This window comes from Bacillus sp. FJAT-45037 (genome assembly GCF_002797325.1).
Classification (GTDB): Bacteria; Bacillota; Bacilli; order Bacillales; family Bacillaceae_D; genus Alkalihalophilus.
Window position 1 is genome coordinate 1,562,692 of sequence record NZ_KZ454938.1, and the last position, 19,769, is coordinate 1,582,460.

Annotated in this window: 20 protein-coding genes; 7 read left to right on the forward strand and 13 right to left on the reverse strand. The window is 39.9% G+C overall.

All coding sequences use genetic code 11. The annotated features are described in order from the left end of the window. Positions 1–81: 81 nt before the first annotated feature. Positions 82–1,158, reverse strand: coding sequence for a PQQ-dependent sugar dehydrogenase (locus tag CDZ88_RS07940; RefSeq protein ID WP_100373028.1), 1,077 nt, complete (start codon positions 1,156–1,158; stop codon positions 82–84). Between the two features lie 232 nt (positions 1,159–1,390). Between CDZ88_RS07940 and CDZ88_RS07945 the strand changes: the two genes are divergently transcribed. After that, on the forward strand, positions 1,391–2,470 hold the full coding sequence (locus CDZ88_RS07945) for a metallophosphoesterase (RefSeq protein WP_100373029.1): 1,080 nt from the start codon (positions 1,391–1,393) through the stop codon (positions 2,468–2,470). A 198-nt stretch (positions 2,471–2,668) separates the two neighbouring features. On the opposite strand, the gene CDZ88_RS07950 is transcribed toward CDZ88_RS07945, so the two are convergent. After that, on the reverse strand, positions 2,669–3,040 hold the full coding sequence (locus tag CDZ88_RS07950; RefSeq protein ID WP_100373030.1) for an iron chaperone: 372 nt from the start codon (positions 3,038–3,040) through the stop codon (positions 2,669–2,671). A gap of 201 nt (positions 3,041–3,241) precedes the next feature. Here CDZ88_RS07950 and CDZ88_RS07955 point away from each other — a divergent pair, with 201 nt between their 5' ends. Continuing rightward, a complete protein-coding gene (locus CDZ88_RS07955; protein WP_100373031.1) occupies positions 3,242–3,751 on the forward strand; it encodes a hypothetical protein in 510 nt (169 codons plus the stop codon). Positions 3,752–3,778: 27 nt separating this feature from the next. After that, positions 3,779–4,156 carry a hypothetical protein gene (locus CDZ88_RS07960; protein WP_100373032.1) on the forward strand — a complete coding sequence of 126 codons (378 nt, stop codon included), beginning with the start codon at positions 3,779–3,781 and terminating at the stop codon, positions 4,154–4,156. Positions 4,157–4,431: 275 nt separating this feature from the next. Here the strand turns inward: CDZ88_RS07960 and CDZ88_RS07965 are convergent, their stop codons facing one another. The 5 genes from CDZ88_RS07965 to CDZ88_RS07985 all read right to left on the reverse strand — a co-directional run bounded on the left by CDZ88_RS07965 (position 4,432) and on the right by CDZ88_RS07985 (position 11,715). Further along, the gene (locus CDZ88_RS07965; protein WP_100373033.1) at positions 4,432–4,992 is read right to left on the reverse strand and encodes an Ltp family lipoprotein; all 561 of its coding nucleotides are present in this window, start codon (positions 4,990–4,992) and stop codon (positions 4,432–4,434) included. Between the two features lie 35 nt (positions 4,993–5,027). Next, positions 5,028–6,158 (reverse strand): SIR2 family NAD-dependent protein deacylase, encoded by a 1,131-nt coding sequence (locus CDZ88_RS17890; RefSeq protein WP_332849222.1) that lies wholly within the window; start codon positions 6,156–6,158, stop codon positions 5,028–5,030. A gap of 211 nt (positions 6,159–6,369) precedes the next feature. Further along, entirely contained in the window at positions 6,370–7,356 is a 987-nt protein-coding gene (locus tag CDZ88_RS07975; protein ID WP_100373034.1) for a helix-turn-helix transcriptional regulator, read from the reverse strand. Positions 7,357–7,852: 496 nt separating this feature from the next. Further along, positions 7,853–8,821: a tRNA dihydrouridine synthase gene (locus CDZ88_RS07980; protein WP_100373035.1), complete on the reverse strand. Its 969-nt coding sequence runs from the start codon at positions 8,819–8,821 to the stop codon at positions 7,853–7,855. A 401-nt stretch (positions 8,822–9,222) separates the two neighbouring features. Then, complete coding sequence (locus CDZ88_RS07985) at positions 9,223–11,715, reverse strand: transglycosylase domain-containing protein (protein ID WP_100373036.1); 2,493 nt, start codon at positions 11,713–11,715, stop codon at positions 9,223–9,225. Positions 11,716–12,183: 468 nt separating this feature from the next. On the opposite strand from CDZ88_RS07985, the gene CDZ88_RS17820 reads away from it, so the two are divergent. Then, positions 12,184–13,197, forward strand: a complete 1,014-nt coding sequence (locus CDZ88_RS17820; protein ID WP_100373037.1) for a peptidoglycan-binding protein — start codon at positions 12,184–12,186, stop codon at positions 13,195–13,197. A gap of 38 nt (positions 13,198–13,235) precedes the next feature. On the opposite strand, the gene CDZ88_RS07995 is transcribed toward CDZ88_RS17820, so the two are convergent. Continuing rightward, a complete protein-coding gene (locus CDZ88_RS07995; protein WP_100373038.1) occupies positions 13,236–13,430 on the reverse strand; it encodes a hypothetical protein in 195 nt (64 codons plus the stop codon). 83 nt (positions 13,431–13,513) lie between these two features. Between CDZ88_RS07995 and CDZ88_RS08000 the strand changes: the two genes are divergently transcribed. Next, the gene (locus CDZ88_RS08000) at positions 13,514–13,909 is read left to right on the forward strand and encodes a GNAT family N-acetyltransferase (protein WP_100373039.1); all 396 of its coding nucleotides are present in this window, start codon (positions 13,514–13,516) and stop codon (positions 13,907–13,909) included. A 39-nt stretch (positions 13,910–13,948) separates the two neighbouring features. On the opposite strand, the gene ald is transcribed toward CDZ88_RS08000, so the two are convergent. After that, positions 13,949–15,070 (reverse strand): alanine dehydrogenase, encoded by a 1,122-nt coding sequence (gene ald / locus CDZ88_RS08005; protein ID WP_100373040.1) that lies wholly within the window; start codon positions 15,068–15,070, stop codon positions 13,949–13,951. 305 nt (positions 15,071–15,375) lie between these two features. On the opposite strand from ald, the gene CDZ88_RS08010 reads away from it, so the two are divergent. Beyond that, complete coding sequence (locus CDZ88_RS08010) at positions 15,376–15,807, forward strand: DUF2621 family protein (RefSeq protein WP_100373041.1); 432 nt, start codon at positions 15,376–15,378, stop codon at positions 15,805–15,807. 40 nt (positions 15,808–15,847) lie between these two features. On the opposite strand, the gene CDZ88_RS08015 is transcribed toward CDZ88_RS08010, so the two are convergent. The 4 genes from CDZ88_RS08015 to CDZ88_RS08030 form a co-directional block, all read right to left on the reverse strand. Next, on the reverse strand, positions 15,848–16,357 hold the full coding sequence (locus CDZ88_RS08015) for a CcdC family protein (protein ID WP_100373042.1): 510 nt from the start codon (positions 16,355–16,357) through the stop codon (positions 15,848–15,850). A 141-nt stretch (positions 16,358–16,498) separates the two neighbouring features. Then, positions 16,499–16,708 (reverse strand): copper chaperone CopZ, encoded by a 210-nt coding sequence (gene copZ, locus CDZ88_RS08020; protein WP_100373043.1) that lies wholly within the window; start codon positions 16,706–16,708, stop codon positions 16,499–16,501. 18 nt (positions 16,709–16,726) lie between these two features. Continuing rightward, complete coding sequence (locus CDZ88_RS08025; RefSeq protein WP_232718607.1) at positions 16,727–19,096, reverse strand: heavy metal translocating P-type ATPase; 2,370 nt, start codon at positions 19,094–19,096, stop codon at positions 16,727–16,729. Between the two features lie 18 nt (positions 19,097–19,114). Next, positions 19,115–19,441 carry a metal-sensing transcriptional repressor gene (locus CDZ88_RS08030; RefSeq protein WP_100373045.1) on the reverse strand — a complete coding sequence of 109 codons (327 nt, stop codon included), beginning with the start codon at positions 19,439–19,441 and terminating at the stop codon, positions 19,115–19,117. 141 nt (positions 19,442–19,582) lie between these two features. Between CDZ88_RS08030 and CDZ88_RS08035 the strand changes: the two genes are divergently transcribed. Beyond that, positions 19,583–19,750, forward strand: coding sequence for an aspartyl-phosphate phosphatase Spo0E family protein (locus tag CDZ88_RS08035; protein WP_100373046.1), 168 nt, complete (start codon positions 19,583–19,585; stop codon positions 19,748–19,750). Positions 19,751–19,769: the final 19 nt, after the last annotated feature.

Below are 19,769 nucleotides of genomic sequence, written 5' to 3' on the forward strand. Positions count from 1 at the left end.
ATGTCTATGAAGGGTTCAGACGTTTCGGGGCTCTCTGTGTGTGATTATTTTCATTTAATGTTACCTTAAGACGAAATCTTTTTACTCGATTTCAGAAAGAGAGATTCGATACAGCTTGTCATCATTCTCCTGTGGATTGCCACGTCCATCTGAATTATTGCTAATGAAATAAAGGGAGTCTCCCTCTATTAGTACATCGCGTATTCTCCCGAAATTTGTTACCATTTCACGCTGTTCTCCTGTTTCAAGATCAAATTCTATTACTGCCGTTCCTCTAAGTGCCGCCACATATAATTTTCCTTCATAATAATCCATTCCTGATGGTGCCCACGTTGCATCGGCTCCAGAAGTGAATAACGGTGAAACCATTCCTTCTTTTCTCTCAGACCCTTCAATTACCGGCCACCCATAGTTCTGACCACTCTCTATTTCGTTAATTTCATCGTTAGCATTGCTGCCGTGCTCGCTTGAATAAAGCGTGCCATCAGACGACCAAGTTATTCCTTGAGGGTTTCGGTGTCCGTAGCTATAGATGTATGAGTTGGAAAATGGATTGTCATTTGGAATCGTTCCATCGAGATTCATTCTTAAAATGCTTCCACCTAATGAGTCAAGATCTTGTGCTAGACCTGGGTCAGATGCGTCTCCTGCCGTTGCAAAAAGATATCCATCCGGTCCAATTTTCAGTCGTCCCCCGTGATGGTATCTACCACTTGGAATTTGATCAAGAAGCAAGCTTTCTTCTCTCCAAATATCTTCCTCCAAGCGCAGTTTAATCACTCGATTAAATAGTCCAGAGCTATCTTCATAGGTATAGTAAGCAAAAGCTAGATTTGAATCGCGAAAATCAGGTGCAAGCACGAATCCTAATAATCCTGCCTCAGCAGCTGTCGCAAGCTCTTTCTCTAGTTGTACGTTTTGTCGCTCGATTTCTCCATTTTCTATTTTTATTATGCTACCTGGTCTTTCTGTTAAGTAGATGGTGTCTTCTCTTTTTTCAATCGACCAAGGAATTTCAAGGTTTTTGGCTATGACCTCTATCCCCTCAATGCTCTCTTCAATTGTAGGGGGATCTTGCTCACTTGATTCTGGTTGATCGTCTCCAGCACACCCAACAAGCAGTAGTGAAAACATGCATATAGCTAACGCTTTTTTCATCTATTTCTTCCTTTCATCAGTGAAATTATTGCTTCAATGAACCCCAAAACTCGAACGAACAACTACCATTATTCTTTAATGATCAATTGATAGAGTGATTCCACTTTACGACTTAATCTTCTCATATCCGATAGTGAACATATCTAGTTCTTTAGAAATGAGTTAATACAAAACTAATGATATGATAGAAAGAGTTAACGATAAAAAATCTTAAATATAGGAGTATCTCTTCATGACAATCTTAATGTTCATCGCATTTCTTTTCATTTATTTCGCACTAACTTTCTACACAGCCTTTAATGGCTGGATTTGGCTAAAGAAATCTTTTGGCTTTCGTTTTAAACGAACATATTTTATCGCCTTATTCTTCATTTCTAGTTCCTATTTCATCGCTGAGATGTTTTCCATTCCTGGTCTTCGATGGATTGGTTACATATGGTTGGTCGTGTTCGGATATAGCTTGATCCTATTCCCTCTCTTGAATATCCTTTACTTTCTCATTAAAAAAAGAGGAATAAAATGGTTCGGTTATGGTGTCATTGCTTTTTATTTATTTGTGTTTACGTTCGGCTCGATAAACATGTGGAACCCTGTTGTTGTATCCTATGATATCGAAGTAGCTAAAGAAACGGAAATAAATGAACTCAAGATTCTAATGATTTCAGATATCCATATAAGCGAAACAATTGGCCCACAAACGATTACAAACCTAATCGATCTCTCAAAAGAAGTAGAGCCAGATTTAATCTTACTCGCTGGTGATGTTATTGATAGTAGTATAGAACCCTATTATACACATAACCTCGGTGAAATTATGTCGGGACTAACGGCTCCAATGGGTGTGTATGCTGTATTAGGGAATCATGAATATTACGGGGATGATATACCTACTTTCATAAAGGAAATGAATGAAATCGATATTGAAGTGTTAACAGATGAGGTTACTACTATTGATGATCTCTTTTATATTGTGGGAAGAAAAGATTACTCAGATCGCGAACGAGTACATATTGCCGAACTTACTGAAGAGCTGGATCATGACAAACCGATCTTCTTAATTGATCATCAGCCAAGAGAATTTGATGAAGTGCATGCTGCTGGAGTCGATTTGATGGTGTCTGGTCACACTCATAAAGGACAGTTGTTTCCTGCTAATTTAATTACGAACGCTATCTATGAAAACCATTATGGCCATTTACAATTAGACGAGCTACATACAATTGTCTCTTCTGGATACGGCATATGGGGACCCCCATTCCGTATTGGAAGCAGGTCTGAAGTGGTTGAGATTAATGTGAGCTTTGGGCAGTAGAGGGCAAATACGTAGACCTTCTCCACCAAAGCTTTGAATTTATCTTCTGTTGAATACCTATTGTTTGTGATGAGATCATCTGTTGTTTCAAAATTGGCTTCAAATATTCGTTCTAATGTCACTTCTTGTATGGTGCCTCGAAAGTCATTGGAATAGCAGGCCCCCACGCCCTCGATATCAACCGACGTAATTCGGGTACTATTTCCGCCAGAACGTGGTGCAGTCTGCTTTATCCTCGATATTAAACTCAATCATCTTCTTCAGTAGTGAGTATTCCACCGGTTGGTTCCACGGTATACGGATGAGTTCTTTGGTAAAGGCGTAGCCAGCTTGTACAATATCATCTTCCACATGCTCCATGGCTACTCTTTCTGGCGCAACGGCGACGTGCTTTTTCGATACGCTGAAACCAATAATGAATGTTCCATGATCGGTGAACATTGGTTGATTCCATTTAATTTCCGTCTTTAGTTGCGGATATTGCTCATAAACCCATGACAAGATCTCTTCGGTCCTCTCTCTATGTAAAGGGTCATCAATTCCTCTTAGAAACTCTTCAAATGCTTTCATCTCGTTTCTCTCCTAAGGTGCTTATTAACTTTAATTATAGTCTACCACTCTTCTTGTGGAAACCCTCACAACAGTAAAAGCTCGATCACCTTACCATAGGAAAACTCCATACCAATATCCTCTGCAAAGTAGTTATGTATACAAGCCATTCATGCTCTTAATGAATTAAATAAAGGATCAATCAAGCAAGGGGGTTATTCAATGCTTCACAAATCGTATCGCTCTTCTGACAACGATATGTATTCCGTTTGGTCGTTCGGTAGACACCGATGTCATCAGCGAAGAGATTCTGCGTTTAAGGCTGTCAACAAAAGCTCTGTTCAAGTAGTGCCCGCCAATCAAATGATTCACGTGGACTATCCTGATGTGGACTTTGACCTGAACCATGAATATTGCCCAGTCACTTCTACGTTTTCTCCAAGACACAACGGGATTTATCTTGTGATTGCCAGTCTAAACTTTGCAGCAGTGGATCCAGCGAACCGTGTATTAATTAACATAGAGGTCAATGGACAGGTCGTCGTTTCAGATAATGATTATTGGGACTTAGGGACACGCACTGACGTCACCGCGGTTTCTGGGATTGTACGATTAAGAGTTGGAGATAAAGTGACGATCTCCATGGAAAGTGTGTCAAGTGGTGAGATCGTTAATCGGCCGAATGCCACACATTTCGAAGCAGCACGTTTGTCCATTGGCCATCCTAAGTAAATAACCATTTGAAAGGAGTGAATCATCATGAGTTCCAGCCACCGAAACTGCTCTTGCTACGAGACTCTGTTACTGTTTCGCACACCACCTGGAGCAGAGGTCATAACAACAGGTGTAACAAATCTAACAACAGATCTACCAAAAGGCAGTATTTATGTAGCCCCTTATTCTACTTTGAGAGTGATCATAACTAATCGTAGAGCCTCTCTTGCCCCTGTTACATTCAGTTTGATCATCCAGCAAGACAATGAGTTAATTTTACCGCTTGATACAATCACCTTAGAACCTGGTGAGAGCCTGACCAAAGTGTATCCGATTCCGGGAACAAGAATTCGAATCGATGCTCGTATTAACGAGAGCAATGCCGAAAGTGCAGTAGATGTTTTAGTGTATGGGCGTGAGTAATAGTTAATAATTCACATACAAAAAAGGTCATCACAGATTCACACCGATGATGACCTTTTCCTTATACTTCTTTTGTGTAATGGTGTCAGTCCGTCACTCCACTAAAGTATTATTATGCTAGAGACTGACACTAATACACATAGATGTGGCAATATCGACTAGCCTCTAACTCTATTAAAGTTCTAAATACTATCTTTCTATCTTCTCCACTCAACTATTACCTCAGACTCCCTTCTAAAAAAGACACCCAGTCATGAGTGCCTTCATCGTTCTAATCAATTCGGCAAATTATCTACCGCATACTGCGCTTGTTCTTGTGTGTATTGATCGCCGTAGTCCGATGTCAGTTGGTTGAGTAATTCTTGGTCAGACATTGGCATCATCTCTAGGTAGTTTATCGCTGCTTTGAGGGCTTGCTCGTTATAATCGACCTCTATATTGTCTATAGCATATTGAGCAGCTTCGTCTGGATATTGGTCTCCATACTCAGATGTTAGTTGTTGAAATAGTCCTTTTTCAGAAAACGGCATGAAGCTGATATAGTTTTGAGCAGATTTTAACGCATTTTGGTGTTCACGCGGAACGTCATCTGCTTCTTGTTCTGCCGGTTCTGCCTCTTCCACTTCTTCTACTACTTCAACTTCAGTTTCAGCTTCTTCCACTTCCACCTCTTCTTCCTCTTCTACCTCAACCTCTGCTTCTTCAGCGGCAGTAGTTTCAGTTTCAACTTCTTCTATTTCCTCTGGTTCGGCAGTCACTTGTTCTTCTAGTTCTCCACATGCAACCATTCCAGCAATCATTAATGTCATTAAAGATACAGATACTATTTTTTTCATCGTAAAACCCTCCTATTATTTTAATTCAGGAACCATCATATGTTTTCCATATCGCTTGAATCGCTTTGACTAAATTGGTTTTTCTTCCACTTAGAGGAATGACAGGCACTTACCATCTTCTCTACCTCCATAAGCACCTCTCTCGCACTTCCCTCAATTGTTACGTCGAACATTCCCTTATGTTCATTGACTTCCCTATTCAAATAAACTCTCTTTCCATCTGTCATAGCTGGCAACTGACTGACGGGATAGACTTGCAAACTAGTACCAATCACGATCACGAGATCCGCTTTTTTTATCTGAAGGAGTACCTGATTCCATTCATACTCTGGTAGCTGCTCGCCGAACAGGACTACATTTGGCCGCAGTTTTCCTTCGCATGACGTGCATCGTTGTTTATCTAAAAATTGCTGCTTCGTTACAGCTTTCTGGCAGCTGTGGCAACGGAAAGTAAGGATGGACCCGTGTAAATGCGGGACACCATTACTCCCTCCTGCTTCATGTAATAAGTCAACATTTTGTGTAGCTAGATGTTGGACGAGTCCTTTTTCTTGCCATCTACCTAGAATCGTATGACCATCATGAGGAACACATTTCTCTAATCCTTTTAAACGCTCACTGTAGAATTCATGAAACAGCTCATAGTTATACTCAAGAGCATCTGTTGTTGCAACGGTCATTGGGTCAATGGATTTCCACCAACCAGCTTTTGAACGGAAGTCTGGAACACCAGATTCTGTGGACATGCCAGCACCGGTTAGGACAACCGTATGATTCGAGCGATAGATCTGGTAGAAGAGCTCAAAATGCTGATCCGTGATGCTTGGAAAACACGCCTTCGCCCATCTTCGCAATTGCTGCTTTTTCATTTGGCTGTTTAGTGCTACCTCCCATATCTGATCACCAAAGTCACTATGAATCTTCCGAGGAACTAAGTGGGCAATCGGATAACTTGTTATCAACTCCCTTAATTCTGTCCAACCGGTAGCGTCTATTGAAAACGGGTTTGTTTCTACAGTGGAATTACCTTCTTCATATAAAAATAGTTCATTCACTTCACGGTAGAAAACCCATTCGCCGGACTCAATCTTCCTTCCTAGAACAGTAATACTCCCGCCTTCACCGCCTAATTGAAGAATGGTTTCTAAGTTGTTATCTTCCGTCATCCAGATCATCCTTTCCGCTTATCTTATTTAAGGATTCATACCGTCGTTGTCAACGTGGGAATATTTCCATTCACCCTAGTCATATCTCCCTTAGCTGTTGATACGTTCATTTTACTAACAATTTTTAGGATACCGTTGCGAATATTCTATAGGGTCACAAAAAAGGCACTTGCATTCGTTTCTGCAACTGCCTTTTACTGAATGGTTATCTTTATTGGTATGTGTCAAATAATTCCCTTGCTTCCTCTTTCATCCTCGTGACTAATGAGGTGGGGTGTAACACTTTCGCATCACTCCCCCAAGTGAGTAACCACCGTACAAGGCCGTCGCTGATCACGGCCTTTGTTGTGATTCGAAACGTGTGCTCACTGTTAGGATGAATTGGAACATGAACCCCGAAGCGATCAAGCACAACATTCATTAATTGATTGTCAAACTCAATTTCGATGGCCTTCTCTTCTCCTGCGTACATATGAAAAAGGGATTGTGTGTAATGTGACATATCAAACTTTGGGTCCGGAACGAAGCTTCTTTCACTAGCCATGACTCCCCTCATTCGATCAACACGATAATGTCTAATGTCTCCCTCTGGCTCATACTCTCCAATCAGATAATAAAATTCGTTATTCCATACAAGAGAATAAGGTTTGACTGTATACAGATTACCGCCTCTACTTAACTCAAATTGCTTTTTAAGATTATACTTACCGTATTGATATTGAATCACTTTCCGATCATAAATAGCTCCATGAAGTTCATGAATGATATGCTTGACCATTTTATTCTCTGTTTTGATGCCATCAGATAAGAAGATACGATTCTCTAATTGTTTAGCAAGATTTACACTCGTAAGTTCTTTTAATTTATTGATCAGCTTCTCTGTTTCATCACTTGTGATAAACTTTGCTGCAGAAACCGCATCGACTAACACACGTAATTCATACAGCTCAAATAAACGGCTTTGATGACTATAGAACTTTTCTACACCGTTTGTCTCGTGATTCTCAATGACATCGAACAACCGTGATTCCGCTAGTACCTTTAAATCACCTCTAACCGCACTTTTTCCGACCGTCTCTTCTGTATCAATTAAATCAATAATCTCTCTGATGGTGAGTTGATTTTCTTGATCCGTGTGCCTCTTTAAAACATTCTGCACCATTAGTAATCTCTGTTTGTTTGTCAGTTTTGAAGTCATTGTATAGGTCACCTACTTATCTGAAATGCTTGCGGTCTTAACTGCTTGATTTTCCCATTTGTAATTATGTAGCTAGATCTAGCATATACCCCTTACATTCTAACAAAAAAACCAATTATTAGGTATGAAGAACTTACCATGCAAGCAAGTAATTACTGTTGCCAGCATAACATTTTGAGTCGCTTGCTTAGCACGTGACTACTTTTCAGGTTATCCAAACTTCATTAATCTTTATATAAACTATATCCAGTTAATAGCGGCTTACTAGGTGCCCTTTTGAATTGAAACTACTACCATACCAGCCTTTTTGTTTGAAAAGGATTTAATTATTACGCCTATACATCCCTTATGTGCAGCTACTAGTGAACACAATGCAACAATATGTGAGCATGAAGAAAAACAGGAACTTTAATTGGCTCCTGCTTTTTACATTCATATCATTACTCTTTAAAGACAGCTATTACATCGTTTAAAGCGTACAGCACCTCTAATTTTTTCATTCATCATCCTCTAATACAAATCTATCAAGCAATGTACGTGCTTCGTCAGTTGACTTTGTGTTCATTAATTGATTTCTTAATTCACTCGCGCCTCGAAATCCTTTGACATAGATCTTGAAAAAGCGATGAAGAGCTTTGAACGGGCGTAGCTCTAATTCCGAATATTTGTCATGGAGATCAAGATGCAGTCTCAAAAGATCGAGCATTTCTTTAATGCTGTGATCTTTCGGCTGCTTTTCAAAGGCAAATGGATTATGGAAAATACCACGCCCAATCATAACGCCATCAACACCATATTGCTCTGCTAGCTTCAAGCCTGTTTGATAGTCAGGGATATCTCCATTAATCGTTAACAGTGTATTTGGTGCCACCTGATCACGCAGTTTTTTAATCTCAGGAATCAGTTCCCAATGCGCATCGACTTTGCTCATTTCATCTCTTGTCCGCAGATGAATGGAAAGATTAACAATATCTTGTTTGAATATGTGTGTTAGCCAGTCGCGCCATTCATCTACATCCGTTAAACCAAGCCTAGTCTTTACACTTACGGGCAACCCTCCAGCTTTTGCTGCTTGTATCAACTCTGCTGCAACTTCCGGACGACGGATCAAGCCACTTCCTTTCCCATGCTGTACCACGTTAGGTACTGGACAGCCCATATTGATATCCAATCCCTTAAACCCAAGTTCCGCCATACCAATACTCATTTGTCGAAAATGTTCAGGCTTGTCCCCCCATATATGGGCTACGATTGGCTGTTCATCTTCTGTGAAAGTCAAACGCCCGCGCACACTTTGTTTTCCTTCAGGATGACAATAGCTTTCACTGTTTGTAAACTCTGTAAAAAACACATCTGGTCTTGCTGCTTCACTTACAACATGGCGAAAAACAACATCCGTCACTTCTTCCATTGGTGCGAGTATAAAAAATGGTCTTGGTAACTCAAGCCAAAAATTATTTGTCATATATATTCAAATCCTCTCATTAAGGGCGATCACGTCAACCGAATACCCCGAAATCAAAAAGGGGAATGTCCCTATTTCTTTAACACTTATACCATGCTTAAGCACTTTTTATCAAACAGCGGAAATGTTTATTTTAACTTAAGAATGTCTTTAAAGCTAGATATGTATTTTGCAAGAAAAAAATGGAGAGTAGCGCATTGATTTGCTTTAGTGCTAGTCCCTCGTTTTGTTAAAATATTACTTGGTTGAGGAAATGACACTAATACCTAAAATGCATCACTCTTAGTCATTTTGCGTGTCTGAAACTTGAAATTAAAATAGCTACTACCAAAAGTGATCTAAAACACATAAAAAGCCCGTGATCACATAAATGTGACTCACGAGCTCTTTTTGCTTCTATATTATGATTCAGATCCCTCGTCTGTTTCATCCTCTTCCTTTGTCGACTCTTCTTTAGAACTAGATGCATTTGTAGAATCATTTTCTTCGTTTGACTCTTCTTTAGAGCTAGATGAATTGGTTGATTCTTCTTGCTCTTTTCGCTCTTGTTCTTTTCGTTCTTGTTCTTTTTGTTCTTGTTCTTTTCGTTCTTGTTCTTTTTGTTCTTGTTCTTGTTGCTCTAGTTCTTTTCGTTCTTGTTCTTCTTCTTCATCCGTTGTTGATTCGGTTTGGACAGAGTTTTCTTGTTCGCTCGTTCTTGTTTCGGTTTCTTCTGGAGTTTCTTGTTGCTCTTGTTGCTCTTGTTGCTCTTGGCGTTCTTTACGCTTTTCTCTTTCTTTTTTCTCTTGCTCTTCTTTCTTTTCTTCCTTTAATGCTTCTTGTTTTTCTTCCCATTCGTCTTCAACGAGAGTGTACGCATCTTTCACTGTTGTCCCTGTTACGAATAATTCCGTCACACGATCACTACGAGAAGTACTATTTGTTGCTCGTTCGCCCGTTGACATATCGATCGTAATTTCATTAACTGAATCAGGTTTCACAAAATTCGTTGCTTCTGAGTGATCCATCTTGCTCATTACTTCTCGGAAAATATGTTGAGCAATTTGTCTGTCTTCTCGCGAACGAATATAGTTATTTTCATCGACTCTTGGATACCCTGTCCATACGGCTGCTGTATAATTCGGTGAATATCCTGCAAACCAAACATCAGGAACCCCTTCATCAATATTGTACTTATCTTTTGTTTCTTCATTAAAGTTAGTCGTACCTGTTTTACCAGCGATTGTAACACCATCAATGCCTGCGTGTCTTCCTGTTCCTTCATCTACTACTGTTTGTAGCATATCTGTTACCATATAAGCGGTATAATCGCTCATTGCCTCGACATTCTCAGGCTGCATGTTAATTTCTTTCCCATCCGGAAAAACGACTTTACGCACGGCATGAGGTTCATTATAAGTTCCCTCATTTCCAAAAGCTGCATATGCTCCAGCTAGTTCAAGTGGTGAGATTCCTTTCTTAAATGATCCTAGAGCATACGATTCGTACACAGAACCTTCTATATCCAAGCCAATATTCGATGCAAATTGCTTCGCTCGATCGGCACCAACTTCTTGAAAGGCTTTGACGGCTGGAATGTTCCAGGATTGTTTTAACGCTTCACGAATAGATAACACTCCGTGATATTGACCATTGTAGTTTCGAATCACTTGATCACTGTCTGTATATGTGATCTCTTCATCTTCAATTTGTTGATACGTCGACCATTTGAAATGCTCAATGGCAGGTCCGTAACTTAAAATCGGTTTAATCGTTGATCCTGGTGAACGCTCAATCATCGTTGCATAGTTTGATCGGTTTGTCCCTGATTCTTGATTACGTCCTCCACCGATCGCTCGTATTTCTCCCGTTCGGTTATCAAGTAAAGTAACACCTGCTTGAAAACGTTCATCCGGGTAGGTTATAAATTCATCCGAATTAAGGACAGCTTCTACATGCTCTTGTGCTTCATGATCATACGTCGTATAGATTTTCAAACCGCCGTTGTAGATCATGGAGGAATCAACACCCTCAATATCTTCAAGTTCTAGAAACACTTGATCCATAAAAGCATCTGAAATCGCTTCATCTACTTGTGTTTCTTTTAACATTTCTTCTACTTGAATGCTTTTTGCTTCTTGATATTCTTCGTTTGAGATCAATTGATGCTCGTACATAACATATAAAACCGTATTACGACGCTCTTGGGCAAGCTCTGGATTTTGATAAGGATTATATCCAGATGGGCGTTGTGGCAATCCAGCAAGTAAAGCCGCCTCCGGAACCGTCAATTCTTCAACATTTTTATCGAAATATACTTCAGCAGCTGTAACAATGCCATAGGCACCATTGCCAAAATAGATTTTATTTAAATAAAGTTGAAGGATCTCATCTTTGGTATACTCTTTCTCAAGTTCTAGTGCTAGGTAAGCTTCTTGAACTTTTCTTGTCATAGACTTTTCAGAAGTTAGTAAGGTGTTTTTAACCACTTGTTGAGTGATCGTACTTCCACCTTCTGCGCCAAATCCATTTGAAATATTAGATAATACCGCCCCGCCTATCCTTCTAATATCAATACCAGAATGTTCATGGAAACGAATATCTTCAATAGCAATGAACGCATCTTTCACATGATCAGGAATTTCCTCAATAGAAGCGGATTGACGATGTTCTCCATTATTTAATGTAGTCATCTCTTCATCACGATGATCATAAAGAGTCGATGAGTTCGACAGAGCGAATGACTCATCATCAATATCTGGTGCGCTCTGCACAACACTATTTATTTGAATTCCACCTACTGTCGCTCCGATGACGATTATAATCATCAATACAGCGGCTATTTTAAAAATAAGGCTTTTCTTTTTACGAGGCCCATTTCTTTTTTCTTGTCTTGTTGTTGGTTCTACTGACATATGATTAGTCCCCCATCTTACAATTAGAATATAGTTTCATATTCCCTAAACCTTTGATGTTAAAACTAGAAACAGAGAAAAGATTACTCTTTTCCTTAGTCAAGTATACTATGACGTTATTTTAGAATACTTTCAATTTATTGCGGATTTGATCGATGAAACAAGAATATCGTCATCTCTTGTCAGCGAACGATCTCACCCTATTAATATAGAAGGCAAGTGAAATCCTTACTAGATCGATTGATTCCTCTTCCTTGCTCCTTTTTATCCATCATCTTAGACGTGTAGTTTTCTACATTTACACATAATTGCACCCAGTATTTAGTCGATTTTTCACTATTTATCTCATTAGAGTTTCATATATTACGAATATATTTCAGTTTGATTAAGTAAAGCTAGATTGCTTGCCTTCTGAGTGGGTTGGCTGTTACGCTTACTAGCATTGAACGACACAAGGAGGTTTTCACTTTGAAAAAATATCAACATTCAAAGATTTTTCGAAACGTAGGGTTGCCAATTGCAGCAGCAGGTGTCCTATTTTTTGCAGCACCTTCTCTATCACAAGCAAGTGATGTTAGCAACGATCTTTTATTCAAAGGTCAAGAAGGCAAACATGTTAAAAACGTACAAGAACTCTTAGTTGAAAGAGATCTATTAGATGAAATTCACGTATCAGGAACATTTACTAAAGAAACATTCAACGCGATTGTTACATACCAAGAAAAACATGGTCTCGTGACAGACGGCGTTGTTGGCCCACAAACTTTAGGGGCAATGACAGTTCTTGAGAAAGGCGATAAAGGTGCACTTGTAGAAGACTTGCAAGTTGAGTTAGTAGAGTTAGGATTCTATCAAGGAAATAAAGATGGTTTGTTTGGACCACTTACACAAGCGGCTGTAAAAGGATTCCAATCAGCACAAGGGATTCAAGTAGATGGAATTGCCGGTCCTGAGACGTATGCTAACCTTTACTATGGTGCCAATCGTGCAGCAGCTCCTGCTGAAGAAGTAGCTGTTGCAGCTGAACCTGCACAAGAACAAGCAGCTACTGCTGAGGAAACTCCAGCAGTACAAGAACCTGCGACAGAAGAGCCAGCAGAAGCTCCAGCTAAAGAAGTAGAAGCAGAACCTACTCCTGCTCCAGTTGTAGAAGAAACACAGGAAGAACCTGCTGCCCCAGCTACTGAAAATCAAGCAACATTCAATATGGAAGCAACAGCGTATACAGCTTATTGTCAAGGGTGTTCAGGAATTACAGCGACAGGCCAAGATCTTCGCGCAAATCCTAACAAAAAAGTCATTGCTGTAGACCCTAATGTTATTCCACTTGGTTCACGTGTTCATGTAGAAGGATACGGTGAAGCGATTGCTGGAGATACAGGTGGCGCAATTAAAGGTCATCGTGTGGATCTTCATATGGCAACAAAAAACGAAGCGATTCAATTCGGTCGTCAAACAGTAAAAGTAACCGTTCTTGATTAATTGCAGTAAAAAAACAACATCCAAAAGGATGTTGTTTTTTATTTTGTCCAGCCAGGTTCGTACGTATAGATCGCTTCCCCACCATGCTGAGCATTGCCACGGAAGTTTTTCATATCTTCTTGGGCAAATAGTACTTCTCTAAAGTCAAGAAAGTTCTCTTTAGACAAGCGGTATGATTCTATTTCGTTGTTTCGAAGTTGATCTAAAATTCGTATGGCCTCTTCTTTAGTCATAACACTCTTTCCTTTCTTACCAACTTGTCGTATCATAACAACAATCAAGTAATTCTAATAACGACTGGGGGATCTCTTTACCTATGATAACATACAAAGTAAATCAGTTGATTACACCTGAACAACTTGCTTTTGTGTTTAAGCATTCGACTATTGTGAGGCCTCACAATGATTTGAAACGGATGAAAAAAATGCTTGACGCTTCCCCTCTTCTTATTACCGCTTGGGAAGAAAAGCAACTTGTTGGAGTCGCTCGTTCGTTAACCGATTTCTCTTACTGTTGCTATTTATCTGACCTTGCCGTCATTTCAACTCATCAACATAAGGGCATTGGCAGAGAACTTATTAATCAGACGAAAGAAGCCATTGGTCACTCTTGTTCCCTTGTCTTATTATCATCACATTCAGCACTCGACTTTTACTCTACAATTGGAATGAAAAAAGCCGATCATGCCTTTTTTTTACCTAGACAAACATAAAAGATCAGTGCATACAATTCATGCACTGATCTTTTCTTCTTACAACAAATTTAGGATATTCTTAGGTTGCCTGTACTCATAATTCAGATCACGAGCGACTGCTTCATACGTTACTTCCCCTGCAGCCGTATTTAACCCTAATTCTAATGCCGGGTTTTGTTCAATAGCTAGATGAACACCTTTGTTAGCGATTTGAAGTGCATAAGGAATCGTGACATTCGTTAAGGCAATCGTTGATGTACGCGGAACGGCTCCAGGCATATTCGCCACCGCATAATGGACAACATCATGCTTGATATACGTTGGCTGATCATGTGTTGTGATACGATCAACGGTCTCAATAATTCCACCTTGATCAATTGCTACATCAACAACGACTGAACCTGGCCTCATCGATTGTATCATTTCTTCAGTGACTAACTTCGGTGCTTTTGCCCCTGGAATCAAGACAGCCCCAATCACTAAATCTGACTCAGCTACCGCATCAGCTATATTCAGGGGATTTGACATCAACGTTTGAATATTCGTTCCGTACAGATCATCTAACTGACGGAGTCGATCTGGGCTCAGATCCATAATTGTCACAGCAGCACCAAGTCCCATCGCAATTGTAGCCGCGTTCGTCCCTACTACTCCACCACCAATGACTGTGACCTTTCCACGTTTCACTCCTGGTACACCTGATAATAAAATTCCCTTTCCACCTTTAGGTTTTTCAAGAAATTGAGCACCAATTTGAGCGGCCATGCGTCCTGCTACCTCACTCATTGGCGTAAGTAGCGGCAACGTCCTTCCAACTTGGACCGTCTCATAAGCAATCGCAGTTACTTCTTTTTCGACTAATGCTTTGGCTAACTCCGGTTCTGCAGCAAGATGGAGATACGTAAACAATATTAAACCTCTTCTGAAATAGATATATTCAGAAGGAAGTGGTTCTTTTACTTTCATAATCATATCCGCTTTCTCCCAAATTGCCGCTGGGTCTGCTTCGATTTCTGCACCCGCTTGCACAAATTGTTCATCTTCAAAACCACTACCAACTCCTGCATCCTTTTCGATTAACACCTGATGACCAGCATGAACAAGAGTCATCACACTCGCTGGAGTCATAGCCACGCGATTTTCATTATTTTTGATTTCTTTAGGTACACCAATTAACATTTAGACACCCTCCTTTTCACATGTCACCCATTTATTTCTTACTCACAGTATAATCATGTACTAAATGAGTGAACTTGTGGATTTTCATTAAATTGTTTCTGTCCCATTTGTGTAAATTGACAAAAGCTTCTGGGCACTGCCATTGCTTACCTTACCCATTCTTACTACTCTCTACTAGTTCTATCCATTACTGTGTAAACCTTTTGACATAATGTCTTATTTCAACGGTTTTTTTTTGACAGAAATAGCAGTTTTGAAAAGAATGTGATAGGATAGACATGATATCTAGAAGAGGTGAAGAAAAGATGCCTACTTGGTTTGTTTGGTTTATTGTTTTATGGACAATCTTTTTAATTACAGTCATGTTTATTGGCGGATACTTTATGTTTCGAAAATTCCTTAAACGATTGCCAAAAGAAGATGGAAAGAGCATTTTAGATTGGCAAGATTATCACATTGAAAAAACAATCCATCTATGGGACACAGAACAACGTGCATTGTTGAATGATCTCGTTGAACCTGTGCCTGAATTGTTTCGAGATGTAGCCAAAGGTAAGATTGCTGGAAAAATTGGTGAGCTTGTCTTAGAAGAAAAAGCGAAAGTACTGACACAGGATTATATTATTCGAGGATATATTTTAGCAACTCCTAAACGAGATCATAAGTTTCTCAAGAAGAAGCTAAAAGAAAAAGAGATTGATATGACTCCTTACAAAGAGCTATTAGAATCATCTTAAAAAATCCTCACTCTATCGCTTAAAATAGAGTGAGGATTTTTTATGTCTCGGCAGGTACAATTAATTTTTTCGGTGGATTCGTTTTCAACTCTGCTTCGATTTTTCGATACGATCGATACATCGCAATTCGCCAAGGAATAATCATCCCATAAGCAAGTAAAAAGAACATCCCGGCAAGCTCTTCCACATGAAAGGCATCACCAATGACCACTTTAAAAACAATACGGGCAATCAATAATCCTACTAAGATGAAGACGAATGCTTTTGATCGCTTTAAGTAAATTTGATTGCGTTTAATCTCGAAGTTTGATGTTTTAATAAGTAATATGGAAAAGACCATACCAACTGCAAGTGCTTCAATCACTTGCCACCACGCAGGCCTTGTTGGTTCATATAAAAACATTAAAAATCCGGTCGACATAAAAATAGGTGGTAAAATGATCTTTTTTGCCGAGGCTGGACGTTTTCTTGCCTTCAATCGAATAATGATGGCCATCGTTGCCATCAATGCAGCCCCAATAGTTGAAAGCAGCACATATAGATCATTCAAACGAAGCTCACTCCTTTCGACATAAACGTACCTGTCCCTTCTAACATACCGCAAACGAGGCTGTCTTTCAATATTATTAGAAACAAAGGCATAAAAACAATAAAAAATGTCCGCTCTAATCTTTAGAGCGGACGTACTTAGTTAACGAACGACATCGTATCCTGCATCTTCTATTTCTGTGTATAACTCTTCACGAGTCGTCTTTTCTTCATCAAAGGACACTTGAACTGTACCACTTGCTAAGTCGACTTCACTTGATTTAACACCAGTTACCTTGTTTAAAGCTCCTTCTACCGCTGCCTTACAATGTCCACAACTCATACCTTCTACTTTTACTGTTTCTGTACTCATCTGCTTCACTCCTCCTAATTAATCAATAATATGTTTTAATCGTAATGAATTACTAATAACTGACACGGAACTAAAGGCCATCGCAGCCCCTGCCACCCAAGGTTCAAGTAACCCAAACGCAGCGATTGGAATTCCGATTGAATTATACAAGAACGCCCAAAATAAGTTTTGCTTAATGTTACGCATCGTTAATTTACTCATCTTAATCGCCTCACCAACAGCACGTAAATCATCACGCATTAGTGTAATATCAGCCGCTTCGATCGCCACATCTGTTCCTGTCCCTACTGCAATTCCAATATCGGCCACAGCTAATGCTGGTGCATCATTAATCCCATCACCAACCATTAATACTTGCTTACCTTCTTGTTGAAGCCTTTCTATCTCTTTTGCTTTTTGATCAGGTAGAACATCTGAGATGACACGATCGATTCCAAGTTCACGAGCAATCGCATTAGCCGTACGCTCATTATCCCCTGTAAGCATAATGACTTCAAGACCAGTTGATTTCAACTCAGCGACGACTTCTTTTGACGTATCTTTTACTTGATCGCGAACTGCAATCAATCCTAAAACCGTTTGATCATTCGCTACGAGCATCGCTGTTTTACCTGTTATTTCTAATTGCTGTAATGTTTCTTCCCAGTCAGTGGCCTGTATATCGAATTTCTTAAGAAGCTTTCTCGAGCCTACAAAATATGTCAAACCATCCAATGTTGCCTTGACCCCGTATCCCGGTAACGCTTCAAAATGATCAAGTTGTAACAACTCAAGCTCTCTAATTTCTGCCTCTCTGACAATCGCAGCACCAAGTGGATGTTCAGATGCTTTCTCAATCGAAGCTGCTAGTTGTAAAAGCTTTTCTTCATTCATCGATGCTGTGTGAATATCAACGACTTCAGGCTTTCCTTTTGTCAGTGTGCCTGTTTTATCAAAGACGACCGTTTGCACTCGTTGCGTCCGCTCAAGATGTTCCCCGCCTTTAAAGAGCACACCTTTTTCGGCTGAACGACCGGTGCCCACCATGATCGAGGTAGGAGTTGCCAGTCCTAATGCGCATGGACAAGCAATCACAAGCACTGCGGTAAAGTTAATTAACGCAACTTGAAAACTAACACCAATCAAAAAATACCAAACTAGAAAGGTCAGGACAGCAATCCCTACAGCTGTCGGAACAAAATAAGACGAAATTTTATCAACTAGACGTTGAATCGGTGCTTTGGAGGTCTGTGCTTCTTCAACAATCTTAACGATCTGAGCAAGTGTCGATTCTTTCCCTAATGCCGTAGCACGGAATTGGAGTCGTCCATGTCCATTCACGGTTCCACCAACTACTTGATCTCCTGCTTTTTTATCAACAGGTAGGCTCTCCCCCGTTAACATGGACTCGTCCACAGAAGAAAATCCTTCTTCGACCATACCATCTACAGGTATTTTTTCTCCAGGTCGAACAATAACAACTTCATCTTTTCGCACCTCTTCAAGAGGCACTTGAACTTCTGTTCCGTCTCGATACACAACCGCGGTTTTTGCTTGCAATTTCAATAAAGACTTAATCGCTTCGGATGTTTTACCTTTCGCTCGTGCTTCTAGTAGCTTGCCTAATAGTACTAGAGTGATAATAATAGCACTTGTTTCAAAGAATAGCAGCACTTCCCCTTGAAGCACTAAATAGACAGAGTAACCATACGCAGCTGATGTCCCAAGTGCTACGAGAACATCCATATTGGCACTACCGCCACGGAGGGATTTGTAGGAACCTTTATAAAATGTCCAACCTGCAATAAATTGAACAGGGGTAGCTAGTGCCCACTGGAGGTACCCATTCATGAACCAATGAGGTAAAATCATTTGATTAGGAACAAAATGATCAATCATAGTGACGAACAAAGGGACAGAAAAAATAAGTGCTAGGTAAAACATCCAACGTTCTCTCTGCTTCTTATCTTTTTTATCTTCCCCGCGCTTGTCGTTCGTTTCTTCTTGAAAATTTGCTTTAAAGCCTGCTTTCTCAACTTTTGCTGAGACGATCGACGGATCTAGCGTACCTTCAAAATACGTGACCGTGCCTGATTCTAGTGGAAGATTGACAGAAACATCGGTAACACCTTCTATTCTTCCGACTACCTTTTCAACTCTAGCTTGACAGGCTGCACATGTCATTCCTTCTACTTTAAATGTTTTTTCTTGTAGCGGAACATGGTAGCCTGCCTTTTCAATTGCTTGAATAACGTCTCGTAACTTACCCTTCCCCTCTATTTTAACATGTATGGTTTCAAGCGGGAGATTGACCGATGCTTCGACGCCATCCATTTTGTTTACGACCTTCTCTACTCGTGCAGAACACGCTGCACACGTCATGCCTTTTATAGGTAATGTATAGTTCATCATCTCACCCCTTTTATGCTACTTGGTCACTTGTTGGATCACTTTCATTAGCTCTTCAATCGCCTCATCCCCTTCGCCAGAACGGATCGCATCCGCCACGCATCCTTCAGTGTGTTGTTCTAGTAACGTATGCCCTACTTTTTTTAGAGCCGCATTTACAGCTGATATTTGAATCAATACATCAACGCAATAACGATCAGATTCAATCATATTCTGAATCCCTCTTACTTGTCCTTCAATTCGTTTTAAACGATTTATTAATTTTTCTTTTTCTTTATCTGCTTTGGTCACACGAGTCGTTCCAACCACTTCAAGAGGAATATTTAAACGATCTTGTTCATCCATCGGTATCACCCTTTCATAAAATACAATACCCCTGTTAGGTATTAATGTCAAGAAATCGACTTCAAATTTCCAGCAGCTAATATTTGAGTTATTTCATAGATCTTTGTATGATATAGTTAAGTGATTGTAAGGAGCTGCTACATGGAAAAACAACAATTACGAGATTCTATCGAACAAAAACGTACTGAATTAGTTAAGGTAGGGATTGAACATGGCTTGCATTCTCCTAAAGCTATTAAAGCGAGTCAACAACTAGACGATTTATTAAACCAATACGATTGTTTGTATCACCCAAACAAAATAAAGTAAACGACCGACTCAATGGCAG

Coding starts and splice junctions, on each gene's coding strand:
- CDZ88_RS07940 (WP_100373028.1), bottom strand. CDS start 1,158: ATGAAAAAAGCGTTAGCTATATGCATGTTTTCACTACTGCTTGTTGGG.
- CDZ88_RS07945 (WP_100373029.1), top strand. CDS start 1,391: ATGACAATCTTAATGTTCATCGCATTTCTTTTCATTTATTTCGCACTA.
- CDZ88_RS07950 (WP_100373030.1), bottom strand. CDS start 3,040: ATGAAAGCATTTGAAGAGTTTCTAAGAGGAATTGATGACCCTTTACAT.
- CDZ88_RS07955 (WP_100373031.1), top strand. CDS start 3,242: ATGCTTCACAAATCGTATCGCTCTTCTGACAACGATATGTATTCCGTT.
- CDZ88_RS07960 (WP_100373032.1), top strand. CDS start 3,779: ATGAGTTCCAGCCACCGAAACTGCTCTTGCTACGAGACTCTGTTACTG.
- CDZ88_RS07965 (WP_100373033.1), bottom strand. CDS start 4,992: ATGAAAAAAATAGTATCTGTATCTTTAATGACATTAATGATTGCTGGA.
- CDZ88_RS17890 (WP_332849222.1), bottom strand. CDS start 6,158: ATGACGGAAGATAACAACTTAGAAACCATTCTTCAATTAGGCGGTGAA.
- CDZ88_RS07975 (WP_100373034.1), bottom strand. CDS start 7,356: ATGACTTCAAAACTGACAAACAAACAGAGATTACTAATGGTGCAGAAT.
- CDZ88_RS07980 (WP_100373035.1), bottom strand. CDS start 8,821: ATGACAAATAATTTTTGGCTTGAGTTACCAAGACCATTTTTTATACTC.
- CDZ88_RS07985 (WP_100373036.1), bottom strand. CDS start 11,715: ATGTCAGTAGAACCAACAACAAGACAAGAAAAAAGAAATGGGCCTCGT.
- CDZ88_RS07995 (WP_100373038.1), bottom strand. CDS start 13,430: ATGACTAAAGAAGAGGCCATACGAATTTTAGATCAACTTCGAAACAAC.
- CDZ88_RS08000 (WP_100373039.1), top strand. CDS start 13,514: ATGATAACATACAAAGTAAATCAGTTGATTACACCTGAACAACTTGCT.
- ald (WP_100373040.1), bottom strand. CDS start 15,070: ATGTTAATTGGTGTACCTAAAGAAATCAAAAATAATGAAAATCGCGTG.
- CDZ88_RS08010 (WP_100373041.1), top strand. CDS start 15,376: ATGCCTACTTGGTTTGTTTGGTTTATTGTTTTATGGACAATCTTTTTA.
- copZ (WP_100373043.1), bottom strand. CDS start 16,708: ATGAGTACAGAAACAGTAAAAGTAGAAGGTATGAGTTGTGGACATTGT.
- CDZ88_RS08025 (WP_232718607.1), bottom strand. CDS start 19,096: ATGAACTATACATTACCTATAAAAGGCATGACGTGTGCAGCGTGTTCT.
- CDZ88_RS08030 (WP_100373045.1), bottom strand. CDS start 19,441: ATGGATGAACAAGATCGTTTAAATATTCCTCTTGAAGTGGTTGGAACG.
- CDZ88_RS08035 (WP_100373046.1), top strand. CDS start 19,583: ATGGAAAAACAACAATTACGAGATTCTATCGAACAAAAACGTACTGAA.